At 55.3% G+C, this 19330-nt stretch carries 17 protein-coding genes, 1 tRNA gene and 1 pseudogene; 12 read left to right on the top strand and 7 right to left on the bottom strand.

The window, feature by feature from the left end; genetic code table 11:
• From B3Z49_RS15885 to lipB, 3 genes and pseudogenes are all read right to left on the bottom strand, one after another.
• Positions 1–230 (bottom strand): annotated as a pseudogene (locus B3Z49_RS15885) (hypothetical protein); the annotation flags it as partial.
• Positions 231–567: 337 nt separating this feature from the next.
• Positions 568–1584, bottom strand: a complete 1017-nt coding sequence (locus tag B3Z49_RS15880) for a diguanylate cyclase (RefSeq protein WP_232308310.1) — start codon at positions 1582–1584, stop codon at positions 568–570.
• Between the two features lie 20 nt (positions 1585–1604).
• The gene (gene lipB / locus B3Z49_RS15875) at positions 1605–2255 is read right to left on the bottom strand and encodes a lipoyl(octanoyl) transferase LipB (RefSeq protein ID WP_008890064.1); all 651 of its coding nucleotides are present in this window, start codon (positions 2253–2255) and stop codon (positions 1605–1607) included.
• A 117-nt stretch (positions 2256–2372) separates the two neighbouring features.
• On the opposite strand from lipB, the gene B3Z49_RS15870 reads away from it, so the two are divergent.
• The 3 genes from B3Z49_RS15870 to mgtE all read left to right on the top strand — a co-directional run bounded on the left by B3Z49_RS15870 (position 2373) and on the right by mgtE (position 6673).
• Positions 2373–2459, top strand: a tRNA-Leu gene (locus tag B3Z49_RS15870).
• Positions 2460–2800: 341 nt separating this feature from the next.
• Positions 2801–5092, top strand: a complete 2292-nt coding sequence (locus B3Z49_RS15865) for an NADP-dependent malic enzyme (RefSeq protein WP_008890065.1) — start codon at positions 2801–2803, stop codon at positions 5090–5092.
• Between the two features lie 177 nt (positions 5093–5269).
• Positions 5270–6673 (top strand): magnesium transporter, encoded by a 1404-nt coding sequence (gene mgtE / locus B3Z49_RS15860; protein ID WP_008890066.1) that lies wholly within the window; start codon positions 5270–5272, stop codon positions 6671–6673.
• A gap of 84 nt (positions 6674–6757) precedes the next feature.
• Here mgtE and B3Z49_RS15855 read toward each other — a convergent pair whose 3' ends face one another.
• Entirely contained in the window at positions 6758–9382 is a 2625-nt protein-coding gene (locus B3Z49_RS15855; protein ID WP_296992638.1) for a bifunctional diguanylate cyclase/phosphodiesterase, read from the bottom strand.
• A 374-nt stretch (positions 9383–9756) separates the two neighbouring features.
• On the opposite strand from B3Z49_RS15855, the gene B3Z49_RS15850 reads away from it, so the two are divergent.
• Together B3Z49_RS15850 and B3Z49_RS15845 are read left to right on the top strand one after the other, a co-directional pair.
• Positions 9757–11148, top strand: a complete 1392-nt coding sequence (locus B3Z49_RS15850; protein WP_296992634.1) for a class I SAM-dependent RNA methyltransferase — start codon at positions 9757–9759, stop codon at positions 11146–11148.
• A gap of 178 nt (positions 11149–11326) precedes the next feature.
• Positions 11327–12376: a hypothetical protein gene (locus tag B3Z49_RS15845; protein ID WP_296992632.1), complete on the top strand. Its 1050-nt coding sequence runs from the start codon at positions 11327–11329 to the stop codon at positions 12374–12376.
• Positions 12377–12416: 40 nt separating this feature from the next.
• Here the strand turns inward: B3Z49_RS15845 and B3Z49_RS15840 are convergent, their stop codons facing one another.
• Positions 12417–12932 carry an SH3 domain-containing protein gene (locus tag B3Z49_RS15840; RefSeq protein WP_008890070.1) on the bottom strand — a complete coding sequence of 172 codons (516 nt, stop codon included), beginning with the start codon at positions 12930–12932 and terminating at the stop codon, positions 12417–12419.
• A 200-nt stretch (positions 12933–13132) separates the two neighbouring features.
• Here B3Z49_RS15840 and B3Z49_RS15835 point away from each other — a divergent pair, with 200 nt between their 5' ends.
• The 7 genes from B3Z49_RS15835 to B3Z49_RS15805 all read left to right on the top strand — a co-directional run bounded on the left by B3Z49_RS15835 (position 13133) and on the right by B3Z49_RS15805 (position 18886).
• Positions 13133–14119, top strand: coding sequence for a 2-hydroxyacid dehydrogenase (locus tag B3Z49_RS15835; RefSeq protein ID WP_008890071.1), 987 nt, complete (start codon positions 13133–13135; stop codon positions 14117–14119).
• A gap of 149 nt (positions 14120–14268) precedes the next feature.
• Entirely contained in the window at positions 14269–14658 is a 390-nt protein-coding gene (locus tag B3Z49_RS15830; protein ID WP_296992628.1) for a hypothetical protein, read from the top strand.
• Positions 14659–14805: 147 nt separating this feature from the next.
• Complete coding sequence (locus B3Z49_RS15825; RefSeq protein WP_296992626.1) at positions 14806–15492, top strand: fumarylacetoacetate hydrolase family protein; 687 nt, start codon at positions 14806–14808, stop codon at positions 15490–15492.
• 60 nt (positions 15493–15552) lie between these two features.
• On the top strand, positions 15553–16350 hold the full coding sequence (gene xth, locus B3Z49_RS15820) for an exodeoxyribonuclease III (RefSeq protein WP_296992624.1): 798 nt from the start codon (positions 15553–15555) through the stop codon (positions 16348–16350).
• Between the two features lie 194 nt (positions 16351–16544).
• Positions 16545–17378, top strand: coding sequence for a hypothetical protein (locus B3Z49_RS15815; protein WP_296992623.1), 834 nt, complete (start codon positions 16545–16547; stop codon positions 17376–17378).
• Between the two features lie 431 nt (positions 17379–17809).
• Positions 17810–18658 (top strand): OmpA family protein, encoded by an 849-nt coding sequence (locus B3Z49_RS15810; RefSeq protein WP_296992621.1) that lies wholly within the window; start codon positions 17810–17812, stop codon positions 18656–18658.
• Between the two features lie 30 nt (positions 18659–18688).
• Complete coding sequence (locus tag B3Z49_RS15805; protein ID WP_008890077.1) at positions 18689–18886, top strand: YqaE/Pmp3 family membrane protein; 198 nt, start codon at positions 18689–18691, stop codon at positions 18884–18886.
• A 117-nt stretch (positions 18887–19003) separates the two neighbouring features.
• On the opposite strand, the gene B3Z49_RS15800 is transcribed toward B3Z49_RS15805, so the two are convergent.
• Positions 19004–19234, bottom strand: coding sequence for a hypothetical protein (locus tag B3Z49_RS15800; RefSeq protein WP_296992618.1), 231 nt, complete (start codon positions 19232–19234; stop codon positions 19004–19006).
• 3 nt (positions 19235–19237) lie between these two features.
• On the bottom strand, positions 19238–19330 hold a 93-nt coding region (locus B3Z49_RS22110; RefSeq protein ID WP_414716265.1), incomplete at its 5' end, for a hypothetical protein.

Here is a 19330-nt window from a genome sequence, read left to right as displayed (position 1 = left end):
GCCGTCATGCGGATCAAGCCAGCCAGTTGAAGATTGGCAATGGCATTGTCGATGCGGCGCTGCAAGTCAGGGCCGTCTTGGATGGCAACCTGATTGCCATAATCGTCGGTACAGAAAAGGGACAGGACACGGCGCAGCAACATGCTGCGATCAAGATTTGCCTCGGCGCTGCGCAGTACGGTCAGCATCAAGGTCGGGTCGCCAGGCGCGAAATCCATAGAACTGGACATTCATGGGCCTCCGTTCGGGTCTAAACGAATTCCCTCCCAAGTCGGCAGCGATTATCTCTTGGCCTTGCTCTCTTGGTCTTGATGGGGCAAAGCCCTGCTGCTTTTTCTTATTATAGTTTGCAGATATGTTGCCAACTTGTGAAGACAAGATTTCGCTTATGCGGAATTTTTTGTTCTTGGCAGTGAACAAAAACACTTTCACGGCGTAACAATCTGAAAACAGGTGCCTATTGCCGTTGCTGCGCTGCGGAAGAATTTGGCGAAAATTTTTCCTGATTTGGCGTGGCTTGGGCCAGGTAGAGGCACTTTTGACTTTGGTGCCTGGGAGTAGATCGCCTCAGGTCGCGTTCTTGCCGGGTTTTGTGGCCGTGGACGCGGTCTTGCCATCCGGATTGCGCCAGACGCGCACGCGATTGCGACCGCCTTCCTTGGCGGCGTACAGGGCCTTGTCGGCTTTCTCGATGATTTGCTCGGTCGTGCGGTTCTTGGTCATCGGGGCGGCACCGATGGAAGCGGTCACCGGCAATATCGTTTCGTCCGAGATGGCAACCGGGGATGCCTCGATCACGCGACGCAGGCGTTCGAGAACGCGCGCGCATTGCTTCATGTCGGCATTGGGCAGGCAGACCAGGAATTCCTCACCGCCATAGCGATACACCTTGTCAAACGGGCGGACATGCGATTGCAGGATCCCCGCCACCGATTGCAAAACGAGATCACCGGCCTGATGACCATAGGTGTCGTTAACCGATTTGAAGTGATCAAGGTCCACCAGCGCGATCGCGGTCGGGACCCCGGTGCGGATCGCACGTTCGCGTTCGGCATTAAGGTCACCCATCATGGTCTGACGGTTATAGGTGCCCGTGAGAGGATCGACATCTGATCGCGCGGTGCGAAACGCACGTTCAAGTCGGCGCAATTGGGCAAAAAACGATTCTGCGCGCAGGGCCATCATGTCGAACTCGGCCGAATCGACTTCGTGATCGACATCATGTGCGCTCAGAAGCCGTTTGGCCGACTCGTGAAGTTGCTGATGGGTGGTTGCCAGGGCGCGCATGGCGGGTTGGTCAATCAGGCGGTTATGGCGATTAAGCGCGTACCATGCCCCGAAATCACAATCATGATCGTCTTCGTCGGTGTCAGATGGCGTTCCCGAATCCGCCAGAACCAGCTTGCGGTTCCAGCGCAGCAAAAGGGCGATATGTTCGCCAAGCGCCTTTTCAAGTTCGGCAAGAATGTCGCGTTCGGCGTCGGCCATCCCGCCATCGGCAATGCTTTCGGGCATTTTATGGCCCTTGGATCTGCCTTTGGCTGGCGGGGTGTCTGCCTTGGCCGGTTGCGACTTGTCACTCATTCGGAAGGCCCGGATTGGGGTTACGAAAAGATTTCGCCAAAGGTCTGTTGTAACAGGCGATCAAGTTCCGCCATAGGAATATCGACGCCAAGATCTTTCAGGCTTGTGACTCCATGGTCGGAAATGCCACACGGCACGATTCCACCGAAATGCGTCAGGTCCGGGGCGACATTAATCGCAATGCCGTGGAAGGTCACCCAGCGGCGCACGCGTACGCCAATGGCGGCGATCTTGTCTTCGCGGCCATCATCGCGCACCACCCAGATGCCAACCCGGCCATCGCGCCGCTCGCCTTTGACGCCCAGCAGGGCCAGGGTGCGAATCACCCATTCTTCAAGGTTATGAACATAGACCCGGACATCGCGACCACGATTCTTAAGGTCGAGCATCAGATAAACCGTGCGCTGACCCGGCCCGTGATAGGTATATTGCCCGCCGCGGCCCGCGTCATAGACCGGAAAGCGATCCGGATCGACAAGGTCCTCGGCATGGGCACTGGTGCCGGCCGTATAAAGTGGTGGATGTTCAAGAAACCAAACAAGTTCATGGGCTTCGCCAGCGTGAATGGCCTCTGCGCGGGCTTCCATTTCTGCAAGGGCTTCGGGGTAGGAAACCAACTCCGGGGTGGTGCGCCACTCGGGGATTTGCGCGGTTGGGGCGTTGCTTTGCATTTTTCCTGTCAAATAAGTGAAATGAGCCCTTGATCAGGGGATACCAATTTGCTATCTCCCTTTCCGCACCAAGGCAAGCCCACTTAATTACCTCAAGGGTTTTGCTGACTAACATATGCGGTCGTGGCGGAATTGGTAGACGCGCAGCGTTGAGGTCGCTGTGGGCTAACCCCCGTGGAAGTTCGAGTCTTCTCGACCGCACCATTATCTGGCCTCCCGGGCAATCGGGAAGGTCACGAAAAAGAACCCGTCAGCAATGGCGGGTTTTTTCGTTTGTGGACCTTCCCCATATATCCCCTACAATGGTTTGAATACGGCAATGGATCGGTTGGTGTGCGTCATCACGCGGTTGCGGCATAAACAATTGATTTATTGTGCGGTGCCGCGTTGAAAATTACGCAATGCAGCTCCTTGGCGAAGAATGAACTGAGTGCTTCAATCGCGGGCCAAACTCATTTAGTCTACCGGTCCCGCTAGAGTGAATTATCAGGATTTAACCGATTAACGGTTAATTTATGTAAATACCTGAAATCAAAGGTATTATAATGGCAAATAGAAATGACAAGCTGCGCGAAGCAGCTTTGGACTATCACCGGTATCCCACCCCGGGGAAATTGTCCGTAACGGCAACCACCACCCTTGCAAACCAGCGTGACCTTGCCCTGGCCTATTCGCCGGGCGTCGCGTTCGCGTGCGAGGAAATCGTCAAAAACCCCGATACCGCAGCTGATTACACGGCGCGCGGTAACCTGGTCGGGGTGATTTCGAACGGTACGGCGGTGCTTGGCCTTGGCCCGATTGGCCCGCTGGCGTCCAAGCCGGTGATGGAAGGCAAGGCGGTTCTGTTCAAGAAGTTCGCCAATATCGATGTTTTCGATCTTGAAGTGAACGAAACCGATCCGCAGAAATTTATCGATATCGTCGCAGCACTGGAGCCGACTTTCGGGGGTGTTAACCTCGAAGACATTAAGGCGCCCGAATGCTTCATCATTGAAGAGGCATTGCGCAAGCGCTGCAATATTCCGATTTTCCACGATGACCAGCACGGCACGGCGATTTGTGTTGCCGCCGCGGTCCTCAATGGCCTGCGTGTGACCGGCAAGGATATCAACAAGGTCCGCCTTGTGACATCAGGTGCCGGTGCAGCCGCCTTGGCGTGTCTGAACCTTCTGGTTTCCATGGGTTTGCCCAAGCACAACATCACGGTCACTGACCGGTTCGGTGTGGTCTATAAGGGCCGGGCCGAGGAAATGGATCCGTGGAAGGCCGAATACGCGATTGAAACCAACGCACGTACACTCAGCGACGTGATCGAAGGGGCTGATATCTTCCTGGGTCTTTCGGCCCCGAACGTGATGGGCGAGGATGAGCTTCGCAAGATGGGCGAAGGCCCGATCATCATGGCGCTGGCCAACCCGACGCCGGAAGTTTCCCCGGAACTGGTCAAGGAAATCCGCCCGGATGCGGTTATGGCCACCGGTCGTACGGATTATCCGAACCAGGTGAACAACGTTCTTTGCTTCCCGTTCCTGTTCCGTGGCGCGCTTGATGTTGGCGCGACCGAGATCAACGAGGAAATGAAGATCGCCGCAGTCCACGCCATCGCCGATCTGGCAACCGCCGAGGTTTCCGATGTGGTGGCAACTGCCTATGGCGGGGAGGAGCTTAAATTCGGTCCGGAATATCTTATCCCGAAGCCGTTTGACCCGCGCCTGATGCTCGAAATTCCGCCGCGTGTGGCCAAGGCCGCCATGGCAAGCGGTGTTGCCAAACGCCCGATCGAGGATTTCGACGAGTATCGGCAGCAGCTTGAAGGTTTCGTCTTCCGGTCCGGCCTTGTCATGAAGCCGGTGTTTGACGTGGCGCGGTCGCACAAGAAACGCGTTGTCTATCCCGAAGGCGAATCGCGTCGTGTTCTGCAGGCCTGTCAGGTGCTTGTTGATGACGGCATTTGTCATCCGGTGCTGATTGGTCGCCGCGAGGTCATCCTTGAACGGATTACCGAGCTTGGCCTGCGTCTTGTTCCTGATGAGCAGATTGAAATTCACGATCCCGATGACAATCCGCATTTCGAACAGGACTGGCAGGACTTCCACAACATCATGGGCCGTCGCGGCATCAACCCGGAATATGCCCGCGCAATCGTGCGTACCCGTCCGACCGTGATCGCGGCCCTGATGCTGCGTCGTGGGGAAGTCGATGCGATGCTGTGCGGCTGTCAGGGCGGCTTCCTGCGCCATCTGCGCTATGTCCGCAATCTTGTTGGCCTGCGTAAGGGGGTTACCGATTTCTCCACGGTCAACATGATGATCATGAAGCAGGGGACGTTCTTCCTGACCGATACCTATGTGTCGGTCGATCCGACCCCGGAACATGTGGCGGAAACCACCATCATGGCGGCCGATGTCGTCAAGCGTTTCGGCATGACGCCAAAGGCCGCGTTGATTTCGCATTCGAACTTCGGCAGTCATGAAAACAAGTCGGCGTGCAAGATGCGTGATGCGCTTCAGCTGATTAGAACGCAGGCACCCGATCTTGAGGTCGAAGGTGAAATGCATGCGGATGCGGCCATTTCGCAGCCGATCCGTGACCGGATTTTCCCGCACTCGATGCTGAGCGGTTCGGCCAACCTTCTGGTGATGCCGACGCTGGATGCAGCCAACATTTCGTACAACATGGTCAAGATGTTGGGCGACGGGCTTCCGGTTGGGCCGATCCTGGTCGGTGCGGCCAAATCAGCCCACGTCGTCAGCCCGTCGATTACCGTGCGCGGTATTGTCAACATGACGGCGATTGCCGTTGTTGATGCCGTCACCCGTACGCAGGAAAGCCAGTAACATACTCCCAGCCCCGTCTTGATCCCAAGCGGGGCTGGGGTGATTTGCTATCGCGCTCTTGACCGGGGCTATGTGATAGCGCAGAAACAGCCGTGCCGGGCGTTGGAACACAATGCCCGACACGGCGTTTAATCTTTTGCAGGAAAAATTGGCGGCTCATTAAACAGGGAGGGGCAGATGACAGGTCAAGTTGAAGAACTCGACCGGCCGGCGGAAAAGTCGTCTGGCGATGAATATGTCGATCTGACTCCCGAATATGCCCGCGAAATCTTTGATGCGCTGGGCGAAGAAGAAGGCAGCAAGGCTGCTGATCTTCTGGGCGAGTTGCACTTTGCCGATATTGCCGATTTGCTGGGGTGGGCAAGCTCCAACCAGCGTGAACTGCTTGTCGATCTGATCCGGCCGGATTTTGATCCGGAATTCCTGACCGAACTTGATGATGAACTTCGTGAAGAAGTCATCGGGTTACTTGGCACCGATGTGGTGGCCGAGGCCATAACCGAACTTGACTCCGATGACGTTGTTGAGGTCATCGAGGACTTTGACGAGGATGAGCAGCGCGAACTTCTTGGCGCGCTGTCGGATATCGAGCGCGCGCGCGTTGAAGAGGCGCTGTCTTATCCGGAATATACCGCCGGTCGTATCATGCAGCGCGAGCTGGTGGCGATCCCGGATTACTGGTCTGTCGGGCAAACCATTGATTTCCTGCGTTCGGCCAAAAGCCTGCCGGAAGATTTTTACGACATCATTGTCGTCGATCCGCGCTATAGCCCGGTGGGCATTGTGCCGCTGTCGCGTGTGATCCGGACAAACCGCCCGGTGCTGATCCGTGACGTGATGGAATCAGATGAAATGCGCACGGTCGTCGTGACCGAGGAACAGGAAAACGTCGCCCACCTGTTCCGTCAACGCGACTTGATTTCCGCCCCGGTTGTCGATGACAGCGGACGGCTGGTCGGTGTGATCACGGTTGATGACGTCGTTGACGTTATCGACGAGGAATACGAAGAAGACATGATGCGCCTTGCCGGTGTCGGCGAGGAAGACGACCTTTCAAGTGCGATCTTTGCCACCACCCGATCACGTTTTACATGGCTTTTGGTTAATCTTGGCACCGCGATCATGGCATCGGTTGTGATCGGTTTGTTTGAAGGAACGATTGAAAAGCTTGTTGCGCTGGCCGTGCTGATGCCAATCGTCGCCTCGATGGGGGGTAATGCGGGCACGCAGACATTGACCGTGGCCGTGCGTGCGATTGCCACGCGTGAGCTGACCAGTACCAACGCACTGCGCGTGATCCGCAAGGAAGTCGCGGTTTGTGGCCTGAACGGCCTGGCCTTTGCGGTTCTTGCCGGGGCTGTGACCTGGTTCTGGTTTGATGACATGCTGCTTGGTGGTGTGATCGGCGTTGCCATGATCATCAACCTGCTGTTTGCCGGCCTGTTCGGGGCGCTGATCCCGCTTGGTCTGGAACGTGCGGGCATTGACCCGGCTGTCTCGTCGGCGGTTTTCCTGACGACGATTACCGATGTTGTCGGCTTTTTTGCCTTTTTGGGATTGGCGGCAGTCTTCCTGCTTTAGTCACCTCATTCGAACACCAAAAAACAAACCCCCGCAATCGATCCGGCTGCGGGGGTTTTCTTTGATCGGAATGACAGGCTCAGGCTATCCCGATTTCGTGTCAGAGGCAGGGCGTGACTTGCCTTTGGCGGCCGATTTGGTCGGTTTTTGCTGTATCAGGAGTTCCATCGTATCGGCGGCATCGCGCGGTGGCGATAGAAGGAAGCCTTGAATTTCATCGCATTCGGCCGCCTGAAGGGATGCCATCTGTTCTTCGGTTTCAACGCCAACGGCAACCACCTTGCGGTTCAGGCTTTTGCACAGCCGGATGGCTGGTTGCAGGACGCTGTTTTCGGGCTGTTCATCAAGTGCGACATTAAACAGCGACTTGGACAGTTTTATGCGCTGGACCGGGAAGCGTTTCAGATACCGCAGCGACGTGTTGCCCGCTGCAAAGTGATCAAGCGTCAGGCCAATGCCCGCCTCCGAGAAACGATAGAACTGACCAAGGGCGCGTTCAGGATCGCGCATGACGATTTCTTCGGACACCTCGATTTCGATCATTGCTGGATCAACTTCATGTTCGGCGGTCAGATCGGTGATGTTCTTGATCAGATCGGCCTGAATGAACTGGCGGCTTGAAACGTTGAGCGCAATCGGTACCGGGACATAACCCTGACGGCGCCAGTCGGCGACCTGTTTGCAGACGGTTTCGATGATCCAGTGACCAAGGGGTGAAAGCAGGCCTGTCCGATCCGCAACCGCGATGAAATCGGGCGGCAGGCGGCGCTTGCCACTGTCATCAATCCAGCGCAGCAGTGCCTCGAACCCGGTAAGCGTGCGGTCCGATGTGCGATAGCGCGGCTGATATTCCAGAACAAAACGTTTTTCATCGACCGCACGGCGCAACTGCGTTTCCATCGACAGGCGCGCATGCATCACGTTGTTCATCGTCTCGACGAAGAAGCAATAAGATGATTCTGCGGATTTCTGAGCGCGATACATTGCCGCATCGGCATTGGCCATCAATTGCGATGGTGCACGTGCATCGTTGGGATAAAGTGCGACACCGACACTGACATGCAGGCGAATTTCATCGCCCGTGGTGGTCAGGATCGGCTGCGACATGGCTTCGACCACGCGTTCGGCAACCAGTGCGGCCCCCTCGGCCTCGGACAGGTCGGTTGCGATGATGGCAAACATATCGCCCGAGAACCTGGCACAAGTATCCTTTTCGCGCACAGTGGTGCGGAGGCGACCGGAGATGGTGCGCAGCGTCTCATCGCCGACATCGGCCCCGAACCGGTCATTGATCGCACGGAAATTGTCGATATCGACGACAAGCACCGACAGAAGCTTTTCATAGCGTTTTGCATGGGCAACCGCCTGATTGAGGCGATCTTCAAACAGGGCATGGTTGGGAAGGCCGGTCAGCGGGTCGTGCGTCGCCAGATAGCGCAACCGGTTGACCGATGCATTGGCGGCCGGATTGTGATGCAAGGTGATGTCGACACAGTCCGGATGGGTTGTGGAGGGGCGCATTGTCAGATCGCAGACGACATGCACGCCCTCGGCACTGCGGACAATCCATTCACGCCTGAGTTCGTCATCACCACGGTTGATCGCGAGCAGCATCTTTTCCTGCGAACGACGGGATGCGGTGCCATCCGACTGGAATTCCGGTGCGAGATTATAAAACCGGATAAAGCCGTAATCCTCTTCGCGCAAATCAAAGAATTCGGCGGTTTCCGGCGACATTGATTTCAGGTGACCGTCAAGCTTGGTGATCGATAGCGACAGGTCACTGATGTCATCACCAGCTTGGATGTGATGAACCGTGCGGCGCATTGCCATTTTCTGACGGTTGCTCAGCAGGAAGACAATCGTCGTGAACAAAATGGTCGTCAGTGCGCCGAATATCAGGATCAGTTCTGGATTGATCGTGCTGTGCGCCAGTTGCGGATCGGCAATGACATCGACCTGCCATTGTCGGCCAACCACATCAAAGGCGACTGTGCGCTGAAGGGTTTCATCGTCACCTTCGCCACGAATTTCAAACAGAACAGTGTCACCTTCGCGGACACGGACGGTGTAATCTTCGACCTGTTCGGTATTGATCACCGCCGCCAGCATGGAGCGAATGCGAAACGCCCCGTTGATGATCCCGATAATCTCGCCATCGCGGCCCAGAACCGGGGTATAGGCCGCAAAACCGCGCCCGCCCTGCATGAGCTCAAGCGTTGGTGTGATTTGGGTGCGGCGTTGATCAAGCGCGATATCAAGAACCGGACCGGCAAGCGGATGACGTTTGAGATCCGCCCCCATGGCCGGAACGTTGCCCTTGATCGGGGCGACATACAAAATGATGTAGTTCGGCGTTATCCAGTTGATCGCCTGGAGTGCCGGGAAGCGGCTTTGAAGCGGGGTCGCAACCGAAAGATAATCTCTTTCGTCCTCGGGCGGGCCGCTTTGCCAATTGTCGGCAAAGCTTTCAAGCACCGCGAGGTTATTGTTCACAATGGATTTGATCTGCTGGGAAACGGAATTTGCCGTAATCTGGCCTGCAGATTGAAGGATTACGCGGCGATCACTTTCAACCATTTGCCAAATCAGATAGGTGACAGATGCGAAGAAAGCAGCCGTCAGAAAACCAGCCGCCAACGCCCGTTTTTTCAGGCGCGACGTTTGTTTGGTTGCGTTTTCCTCAGCGTGCTTTGTTTCTTCTTCCATCTGTCCCCCAAACACAACGACCCTTGCTGATCCTCCCCGATCAGGATGTGTGTGCATACGGTTATCACCAGTAAACATCCATGCACCGATGGATAAAGATGCCAGTGTATTTTGCTGGCCGATAACCGGTACTATTTGTTTATGGTGTTATTCTTACACGACTTTAAGGGGTTGGTCGCCTGCATTTACGGATTAATTTTTGACGGTAATTGCCAAAAACTGTTCCGGGACAGGGTTTTGATACAGGTTTGGCGATAATAAATCCGTGTTAGCCCCTGTTCTGAAAACGTGAAGTGTTGTATCTGAGGCGGAAATCCGGCACCCGCAGTAAAGGCCGGTCATTGTGTGACAAAGATCACCCCCAGAGAGAGTCCATGAAACACCATAACCGCAATCCCCGTGCACGGGGAGGACGCAAACGTCAGCCATCCCGGCGTGATCCGCTGATCGGGTTTGAAGCAGACGTCACCATCGAACAGATCGGTGCGCGCGGCGATGGGATTGCCCATGTCGCGACACCCGATGGTAAATCGGTTTTGATCTATGTGGATTGCGTGTTGCCCGGTGATCAGGTGCGCGTTGCGCTTCGCCAGAAACGTGGCGATGGGTATGGGGCCGAGGTGGTTGCCGAAATCGCACGTTCGAGTGGCTATAACACGCCACGCTGCGCGCATTTCAAGGAATGCGGGGGCTGCGCCCTGCAACACATGAATGATGACGATTACCGCACCTGGAAACGTGACAAGGCGCTTGTGGCCGTTCAGCGTGCGGGTATTGATCCGCAAGATGCCAAAACACTTGTCGGGGATGTCGAAATTTCACCGCCGGCAAGTCGCCGTCGTGCCGGTTTTTCAGTGCATGTCGGGGCAACGGGCGTTTTTGTCGGTTTTCATGGGCGGTTCAGTCATACGGTTCTGAATGTGCCCGACTGTGCGGTATTGCGTCCGGAACTGATGGCCTTTCGAGAAGCATTCGTCATGTTCCTTGAAGCCTGCCCGCCGGAAAATGCACGCGACATTAAGGAAGTTTTTGTGACCCTGACCGATAGCGGTCTGGATGTGCTTATTCAGGCAAGCAACGATCCCGACCTTGATATGCGACAGGATCTGGCGGAATTCGCAGAAGCGCAAAATATCGCACGGCTGAGCTGGAAAACGGGGGATCGTCCAGATGAACCGGTTGCTGCGCGTCATTTGCCGGTTGTCCGTTTTGAAGGCGTCGAAGTGGCGATTGCGCCGGGCGGTTTCTTGCAGGCCACCCAGGACGGGGAACAGGCACTGGTTGCTGCCATCAAGTCGGCATTGGCCGATATCGCGCCCAAAAACGTTGCCGATCTTTTCTGCGGTGTGGGCAGTTTTACATTTTCACTGGCCCTTTCGGGCAAACGGCGTTCGGTCACGGCTGTAGAAAGTGATCCGCGAGCCGTGGAATTACTGCAATATGCGGTCGGACAATCGGGCAGCCCGGTCAAGGTCGTAAAGCGCGATCTGTTTCGCCAGCCGCTTGTTGGGGATGAACTCAGTAGCTTTGACCTTGTCGTGTTTGATCCGCCGCGTGCCGGGGCCCTTGCCCAGTCAGAGACGCTTGCTGTTGACGGGCCAGAATGGATCATTGCCGTATCATGCAATCCGGCGACATTTAGCCGGGACATGCGGGTTCTTCGGAATGGCGGCTATGAAATCACCAAAGTCGTGCCGGTCGACCAGTTCCTGTGGTCGTCACATCTTGAATTATTCGCCATTTTGCGCCGCGTTTCTGCCGGTTGACGCCGTTCGCAGAGCGGTGCGCTTTGGGGCTTAATTTTTATTCACTGATATACTATACTATCAGTTGGTATTTCCGCCGGACACCAGGATGGTCAGGTTGGCAAGGGATTGAAAGTGATCAGTCCCTTTGCCCGTGCAGCACGTAGTTGTTTTGCCGGCTTGTTTGAGCGGAAAAACAATGGAACCACTGGCCAGTCAGTTGCCGATCTATACCAGTACTGCGCGTGCAATAGCCCCGCAGAACCGGTTGATTGCGTCTGAGAGCAGCCAGTTCTCCGCCAACAATCAAAACACAAACCGCAATACCGACCCGCTTCGCAGCGCAGGTTCTACCAATGCGCAACTAAACCGGTCTTTGGGCAGTGCCGGTGAACTTCTTGGTCAAGCATCAAGCGACCTTTCGCGGATTGGCGATGCGCTTGACGAAATTGACGCGCTTGTCACGGTTGCGGAAGAAAACAGCGATCTGTCCACACAGCAACGCGCACAGTTAAATGCACAGATCGAAGATTATCTGACCCGGATCGACGATATTGCGGCCAATAGCAATTTTGAGGGCCGCGATCTTCTGGCATCGGATCAGACGATTACACTTCAGGTTGGCAGCGGCACATCATCAGACAATCGGATTGATGTGACGTTGTCGGCGTCGAGTTCCGAAGATCTGGCGGCCGGCCTTTCGGCGATAAATGTTTCCGACAGTACGGGCGTTTCCAATGCGCGTGCGCTGGTTGACGAGGCGCAGCAAGCGCTGCGTGATCGCGAGATTTCTGTTTCTGCTGATCAGGGAAGTTTGCGAACTGCGCAGGACCAGAACCGCGTTTCGCAGGTTGCGGGTGAAAACATTGTCCAGGCGCAACTGGCGGCATCGGCGCCATCTGGTCGCGAGGATGCGCAGGCAAACATTGCGCAAAACCTGCAGGCCTATCTTGGCGATATTTCCGCACAGCTTGCCAATCAGACCGTCGCGGTGGGTGGTATTGCCTTGCCAGAACCGCGCCCTGATCCTGTGCCGGAACAGGAAGAAGATCCGTTCTTCGATCCGACCGCCGAAGATGACGATCCGAGCCAATCACAAGACTTCCTTGGCCAAGCTGTTCCAGACAGCGGAGCAACCCGGCCGTTCGCAAGTACCGGGTTTGGCGGATATGACAGCGGTGGCAATGGAACATCGGGCGGCAGTGGTCGTGCGGACCGTCCGGCCAATCGGATTTCTGTCGAAGCGTGAGCCTGATCTCGGTTTCCGAAATGGTCAGCAGGAACGCGTTTTATCCTTCGACATTCTCGCCTTCGTAGATACCCCAGAACCCGTGGCGGGGCGCCCAGCCTTCGAAATCACCAAACCGCAATTGACACCAATCGACCGTCGCCGGGCAGTCTTCGATGCGGCCAATCACACTTGCCGAGACCAGCGCAATCTTGCGGGCATTCTTGTCGGCGGCGGAATAGAGCGTGATGTTTTCATCGGTCACGATGACGTGGCGCGACCCGATCAGAAGGCTTTGATGAACCCAGCCTTCGCTGCCTTCCCAGTCACGCACCTTGCGCCAGGTATCGAATTCCGACACCACTTCCATCGGCATATTGCGACGGTGATAAATCCAGACTTTCGGATAACGCAGGCCGGGGCCAGAGCGTAAAAATACCTTGTCAGAGCGCAGCGCGACAAATCGCGGGATCGGCAGGCCCGATTCCTGTGCGCTGGCCACGATCGGAGCGGTCAGACTGCCAAGAATCGCCAAGGCCATGAAGCGATACAGAAATTTGCGCAAAACCTGCGGCATCTTGTTGGTATTCCTTCATTTATTCCATTTGCGCTGGTTTTGTAATAATTCGCTGTTGCGAAATAAAATTACAAAAAGTGCGTCAAAATTCTTGCTTTTGTACCTTTCGGCATGGCATCACTGCACTGCGGCAGGGCACAAAAATGCACCATGCCTTATTTTGTCTGAAAAAGAGTTAAAAGACCGCATAGGATCGGCACATGACCAAGAAAAAACCGCTTGTCGTCGTGACCCGGAAACTGCCGGAAGCGATTGAAACCCGCATGATGGAACTGTTTGACGCGCGTCTGAACATTGATGATGCGCCGATGAGCAAGCAGGAACTGATTGATGCGGTCAAGGAAGCCGATGTGCTGGTGCCAACCGTCACCGACAAGATCGATGCGGCGGTTCTGGCCCATGCGGGCCCCAATCTGCGTCTGATTGCCAATTTCGGCACCGGTGTCGATCATGTCGATCTGCAAACTGCCCGTTCGCGTGGCATTACGGTCACCAATACACCCGATGTCCTGACCGAGGATACCGCGGATATGACCATGGCGCTGATCCTGTCGGTATCGCGCCGCCTGGCAGAGGGCGAGCGTCTTATTCGCAAGGGCGAATGGGCGGGCTGGGGCCCGACGCTTATGCTCGGTCATCGCATCTGGGGTAAGCGCCTTGGCATTGTCGGCATGGGCCGTATCGGCCGTGCGCTGGCACGCCGGGCAAAGGGTTTCGGCCTTTCGGTGCATTACCACAACCGCCGTCGCGTACATCCCGATATCGAAGAAGAACTGGATGCGACCTATTGGGAAAGCCTTGATCAGATGCTGGCCCATGTGGACGTCATTTCGGTCAACTGCCCGCATACGCCTGCGACCTATCATTTGTTGTCGGCGCGTCGTCTTAAACTGATGCAACCGCATGCCATTCTGGTCAACACCGCACGCGGCGAAATCGTTGATGAACCGGCCCTGACCCGGATGCTGGCAGATGGTGAAATCGCCGGTGCCGGACTGGACGTGTTTGAACACGAACCGGCGGTGAACCCGAAATTGCTTGAACTGCAAAACGCGGTTCTGTTGCCCCATATGGGATCGGCCACCATTGAGGGCCGCGTTGATATGGGCGAAAAGGTCCTGATCAACATCAAGACGTTTGTCGACGGTCACACACCACCAGATCGCGTGATCGAAGGATTACTCTGATCCGCTTTCCATAATGATTTCAAAGGGGTGATGCCACGTGTATCACCCCTTTTTTCATACACTCCCCATATGTGGATGGTGTGATGTGGCCGTTACCGGCATTTTCCCGGCATTAAACCAAACCGGTTTCAATTTCGGGATGTGCACAAATGGTAAGACGGCCAAAAACGCTTGATGCTGATCTGGGTGTCGCGACCCCGGCAAATGATGACGTCGCGGCCGGGCTTGCAACACGCGAAGTCGTCTTGCACGGGCCATGCGTGGTATCAGGCATCCAAAGCCGTCACGCCGAAGAGATTGTCTTTGTGCGTTCCGGAACCGTCATGGTCAGTGATGGCGACGGAAATGTATATGAAAGCCATTACGGCTGCATTTCGATCCTTCAGGGGCAGCGTTACCATCTTCATGTCAATGCCGGCCAAACCGCCAAACTTTTGATCCTTGCTGTGCCCTCTGTTCAGGATCCGGAACAGTTTTCTGCCTTGCAGATCGCCAAGACCAGAGTTCGCGATATGATCCTGCGCGAGAGGCGCAAGTGACCTGTAAGCACCTACCCGAGGGTGCGATGACCCTTTCTCCTGACAATTCCTGACAGCAGATACGTACCAATGCGCATTGGGCGTTTCTTTCTGATCCGTGCTTGTTTATGACTGTTGCATATCACGCATAAACAACACGGGGTCATCATGAGTTTGATCTTTGACGCACCTGCACCGACGACCATTCCGGTTCAGGGCACCGACGACGTTTTCCCGGTAAATCGCATTTTCTGCATCGGCAAAAACTATGCCGAGCATGTCCGCGAAATGGGTTCCGATCCTTCGGACACCCCGCCTTGTGTCTTTATGAAACCAACGGACTGCCTTGTGGTCGGAAATGGTGATTTGCCATACCCGTCGGGCACGGAAGATCTGCATTACGAGGGCGAACTGGTGGCTGCGCTTTCCAAGGGGGGGAAGGATCTGGACCGCGCCGCCGTTGAAGATGCGATTTTTGGCTATGCTGCCGGTCTTGATATGACGCGCCGCGATGTTCAGGCCGGTCTCAAGGACCGTCGCCTGCCATGGGATATGGCAAAATCCTTTGATGGCTGTGCGGCCATTTCCGCCATCAAGCCCAAGGCCGATGCAGGCAATCCGCACGCCACCAACCTGAAATTGTCGGTCAATGGCGATCTGCGTCAGAACGACACTACGGCAAAAATGATCTGGCCGGTGGTGGATGCGTTGGTGCACCTTTCAACCCTGATCGAACTGAAACCGGGCGATCTTCTGTTTACCGGAACGCCCGAAGGCGTTGGCCAGGTTGTCCGCGGTGATCGCATGGATCTGGTGATTGCGGATGTCGCGGAACTGTCTGTGACCTTGAAATAGACCATTGGGGGGATCGTGGGGCAGGGGCCCATCCTCAATCGAGCAAAAACGGAGCCCGTTTTGAAAATCGTAAGCTGGAATATCAATTCCGTCCGACTGCGTATTGAACAGGTCATCAAGTTTCTGAATGATCAGCAGCCTGATGTGCTGTGCTTGCAGGAACTGAAATGCCCCGATGAGCATTTCCCGCATGATGCCTTTGAGGCGGCTGGTTATGTTCATCGTCATAATCACGGCATGAAAAGCTATAACGGGGTTGCGATCATATCGCGCCTGCCGTTTGTCGAAACCGACATCAAGCATTTCTGTGGCAAGGAAGATCGCCGTCATTGCATGGCGAAGTTCGAAAATGGCGTCGAGCTTCATAACTTCTATATCCCGGCTGGCGGGGATGAACCCGATCCGGCAATCAATGAAAAGTTTGCCCACAAGCTTTCCTTCATTGATGAAATGACCAACTGGTGGGGGGAGCGTCGGGCAACCGATTCCAACCGCAAGGCTGTTCTGGTTGGCGATTTCAACATTGCGCCGTCGGAAAATGATGTCTGGTCGCACAAGCAGCTTCTGCGCGTGGTCAGTCACACGCCGGTAGAGGTTGAAATCCTTGAGAAATTCCGCCAATCGGGCGATTTCATTGATGCTGTCCGCGAAGTGGTTCCCGAACCCGAAAAACTGTTTAGCTGGTGGAGCTATCGCGCACGCGACTGGCGGGCAAGCAACAAGGGCCGTCGACTGGACCATGTCTGGATGACGCCAAACATGGCTGGAACGGTGCGCACGGCATCGGTCTATGACATTGCCCGGGATTGGGAAAAACCATCAGACCACGCACCCGTTGTGGTGGAATTCAATCTCTGAATACGCAGATTAGCCGAGATTTCAAAACAGCGGATCAGGGAAGCCTAATCCGCTGTTTTGTCATGTGAAATAACTTGATTGTCTGGCCGATCAGCGCAACTCTTCTGGTTGAACGAAACCGGATGCGTCCCCATTTGCACCCTAAGGGTTGAATTTCGCGTATTTTCGGTGAGGCACTACGCAGGAAACGGGCAATGAAAAAGATACTGATTGGTCTGGCCGTGATCATCGTTTTGGTCGTCGGGGCCCTCGTCTATGTTTACGTCAATCTTGATAACATCGTGAAATCCACCATCGAAGAGGCTGGCACGCGTGTGACCCTGGCCGATGTCGCGGTTGAAGGTGTGTCGATCGAACCGACGCAAAATACTGCGGCGATCGACGGGCTTGTGGTCGGCAATCCCGACGGGTTCAACTCCGATTATGCGTTCTCGCTTGGCAATATCTCGGTCCGTCTTGATGGTTCGACCCTGACCAGCGACACGATCCGTATCATCGAAGTGGTGGTTGATCAGCCAAGTGTCATTTACGAACTGGGCAATGGCAGTTCAAACATCGCAACCATCCAGCGCAACGTCGAAGCCTTTGTCCAACGTGTTTCCGGTCCGACCGGTGCGGGTGGCGCCGATGGGGCCACATCTGGCGATGATGCCGCGGGTGGAACCAAAATCATTATCGACAATGTCTATGTCCGCAACGGTGATGTTGGCGTTTCGGCCGACTTCCTGCAGGGCAAGAAACTGTCTGCCAGCCTGCCGGAAATTCATCTGACCGATGTGGGCAAGGAAGAAGGCGGCGCGACCCCGGCCCAGGTTGCCGGTGAAATCCTGACGGCGATCAACACCGCCGTCTTCAAGGCGGTTTCAAACTTGAATGTCGATGGCCTGTTGCAGGGCGTTGGTGATCTTGGCAAAGGTGTCGTCGGTGCGGTTGGTGGTGCCGCAAGTGGCGGTGGTACCAAGCTGAAAGAAGGTGCCGATGCGCTTGGTGGCGCGGTCAAGGGACTGTTTGGCGGTTCCTCGGACTAGGTCATCGTATGATCGTGTTGATCTGATGTGATGTTCGGCCCGATGGATTTGTTTTTGATCCATCGGGCCGCTGTGTTTTTGGCGATAGCGTGATCAAATCGATGAGGCGGCCGTGAGACCGGATGTCCGTCGATTGTGAATTTTCTCTATCCCACTGCTTTTTTTCATGAATTTGACTTCTATATATCTTGGGTTAGGGATAGTTATATCCACAATCTGTGTTGTCTTGGGGCTTCGACCACGGACGTGAGGTGGATCGAAATTCGGGGTCAGGTCTGTTGATCTGATTATGACAAGAACGGCATGGAACAGGACGGGCCACAAGGCCCGCCATATGGCCTGACAAGACATTGGGAAAAATGTCGGCATGGCCGAAAAAAATAGAATGGGATTGGGATCCCGATAGTCGGTCAGATCAAGGAGTAACACCGATGAGAGCCAAACTGCTTGCCGTTGTATCCGCCGCCGCCTTTCTGAGTGCGTGCGCGAACATGAACATTCCCGGAGTGCGCGATATGGCCGACGAAGGATCGGCTTTTGACGCAGCTCTTCACCAGAATTATGCAGACCTTGCCCAGGCAGAATATGACGAGGCTGACTGGGCCGATGCACGTTATTTCACCAACCGTTCAAAGACTGCGGCGATGGGCATGGATTCCGGTCCACAGGCAATTGCCGAACGTAACCTGCCCGAAGGGTCCGAGGCCGAGGTTGAAGTCGCCCGTTCTGACCTGATGGCGGCACTTGAGGCCGGTGGTCGTGAAAAGGCTGCCAGTGCTGCCGCACGGGCACAGAGCAGCTTTGATTGCTGGTTGCAGGAACTCGAAGAAAACATCCAGCAGGAAGACATTGATAACTGCCGTTCGGCATTCTATCAGGCCCTGGCCATCGTACAGGCCGAACTTGATACCGGCCCGGCCCCGATGGCAGCGATGCCGATGCCGGTTCCGATGAATGTCTATTTCGGGTTCGACAGTGCTGCCATTGATAGCAAGGCGATGTCTGTTGTGAACGGTATTGTCGAGGCCTATGGCAAATATGATCCGAAAATGATCAGTCTTGTTGCCTATGCTGACCGTGCCGGTGATGCGATGTATAATGATATCCTTGCCAAATCGCGCGTTGATGCGGTGGTCAAGGCATTGCGTGATGCCGGCGTCCAGGCAAGCAAACTTGCAATCAGCATCAGCGGTGAAGCCAATGTGCCGGTTTCAACTGCTGACGGCGTGCCCGAACAGGGCAACCGCGTTGTGACGGTTACTTTCGAAGACGGCATGTAAGCACGTCGAACTAAAAAGGGGATTTCATCCATGCGTCTATTGATTGCACTTCTTCTGCCCTGGTTGCTTTTCTTTACCATCGGGCGTCCGATTGCCGGTGTTATCTGCCTGATCTTGCAGATCACGCTGATTGGTTGGGTTCCGGCAGCAATTTGGGCCGTTTACGCGCTCAGCCAGTATAACACCGACAAGAAAATCAGCAGCGCCATGGGTGGCGGTCAGGAATGATTGGTGCCGTTTGCCAAATGGCAAACAGCAACGATCCCGACATCAGAAGGCAGGCTTTCGAGCCTGCCTTTTTCTTTATCTGAATAGGTCCTGACCCCAGAACGCCGGGCAGATTGCCTAGTGCAGTTTACGGCGCACTCCGCCGATAAACCGACCAATCAGCCGGGAAATGATAAACCGGGTCAGAAAAAACGTCACCGCACTGGCAACAGACGGCCAGTACCACGCCTGTATTTCCGGGCGCGTGCTTTGATCAACCAGCCCGTAAACGATGGCCGCCAATGCCCCTGCTGCCAGAAAAGCCGTGCGCCGCCGATAGCGGGCAATAAAAGGACCGAGGAGCCACATCGCCTAGTGCTGTCCGCCACCGATGTCACGTGCAAGACGGGCGGCAAAATCGTCGGTCATGCCTGAAACGTAATCGAGAATGACCAGGTAAAGATC

Origin of the sequence: Thalassospira sp. UBA1131 (genome assembly GCF_002311515.1) — a bacterium.
GTDB lineage: Bacteria > Pseudomonadota > Alphaproteobacteria > Rhodospirillales > Thalassospiraceae > Thalassospira.
The sequence above is the reverse complement of the archived record's forward strand: the minus strand, read 5'-3'. Positions and strand labels throughout refer to the sequence as shown.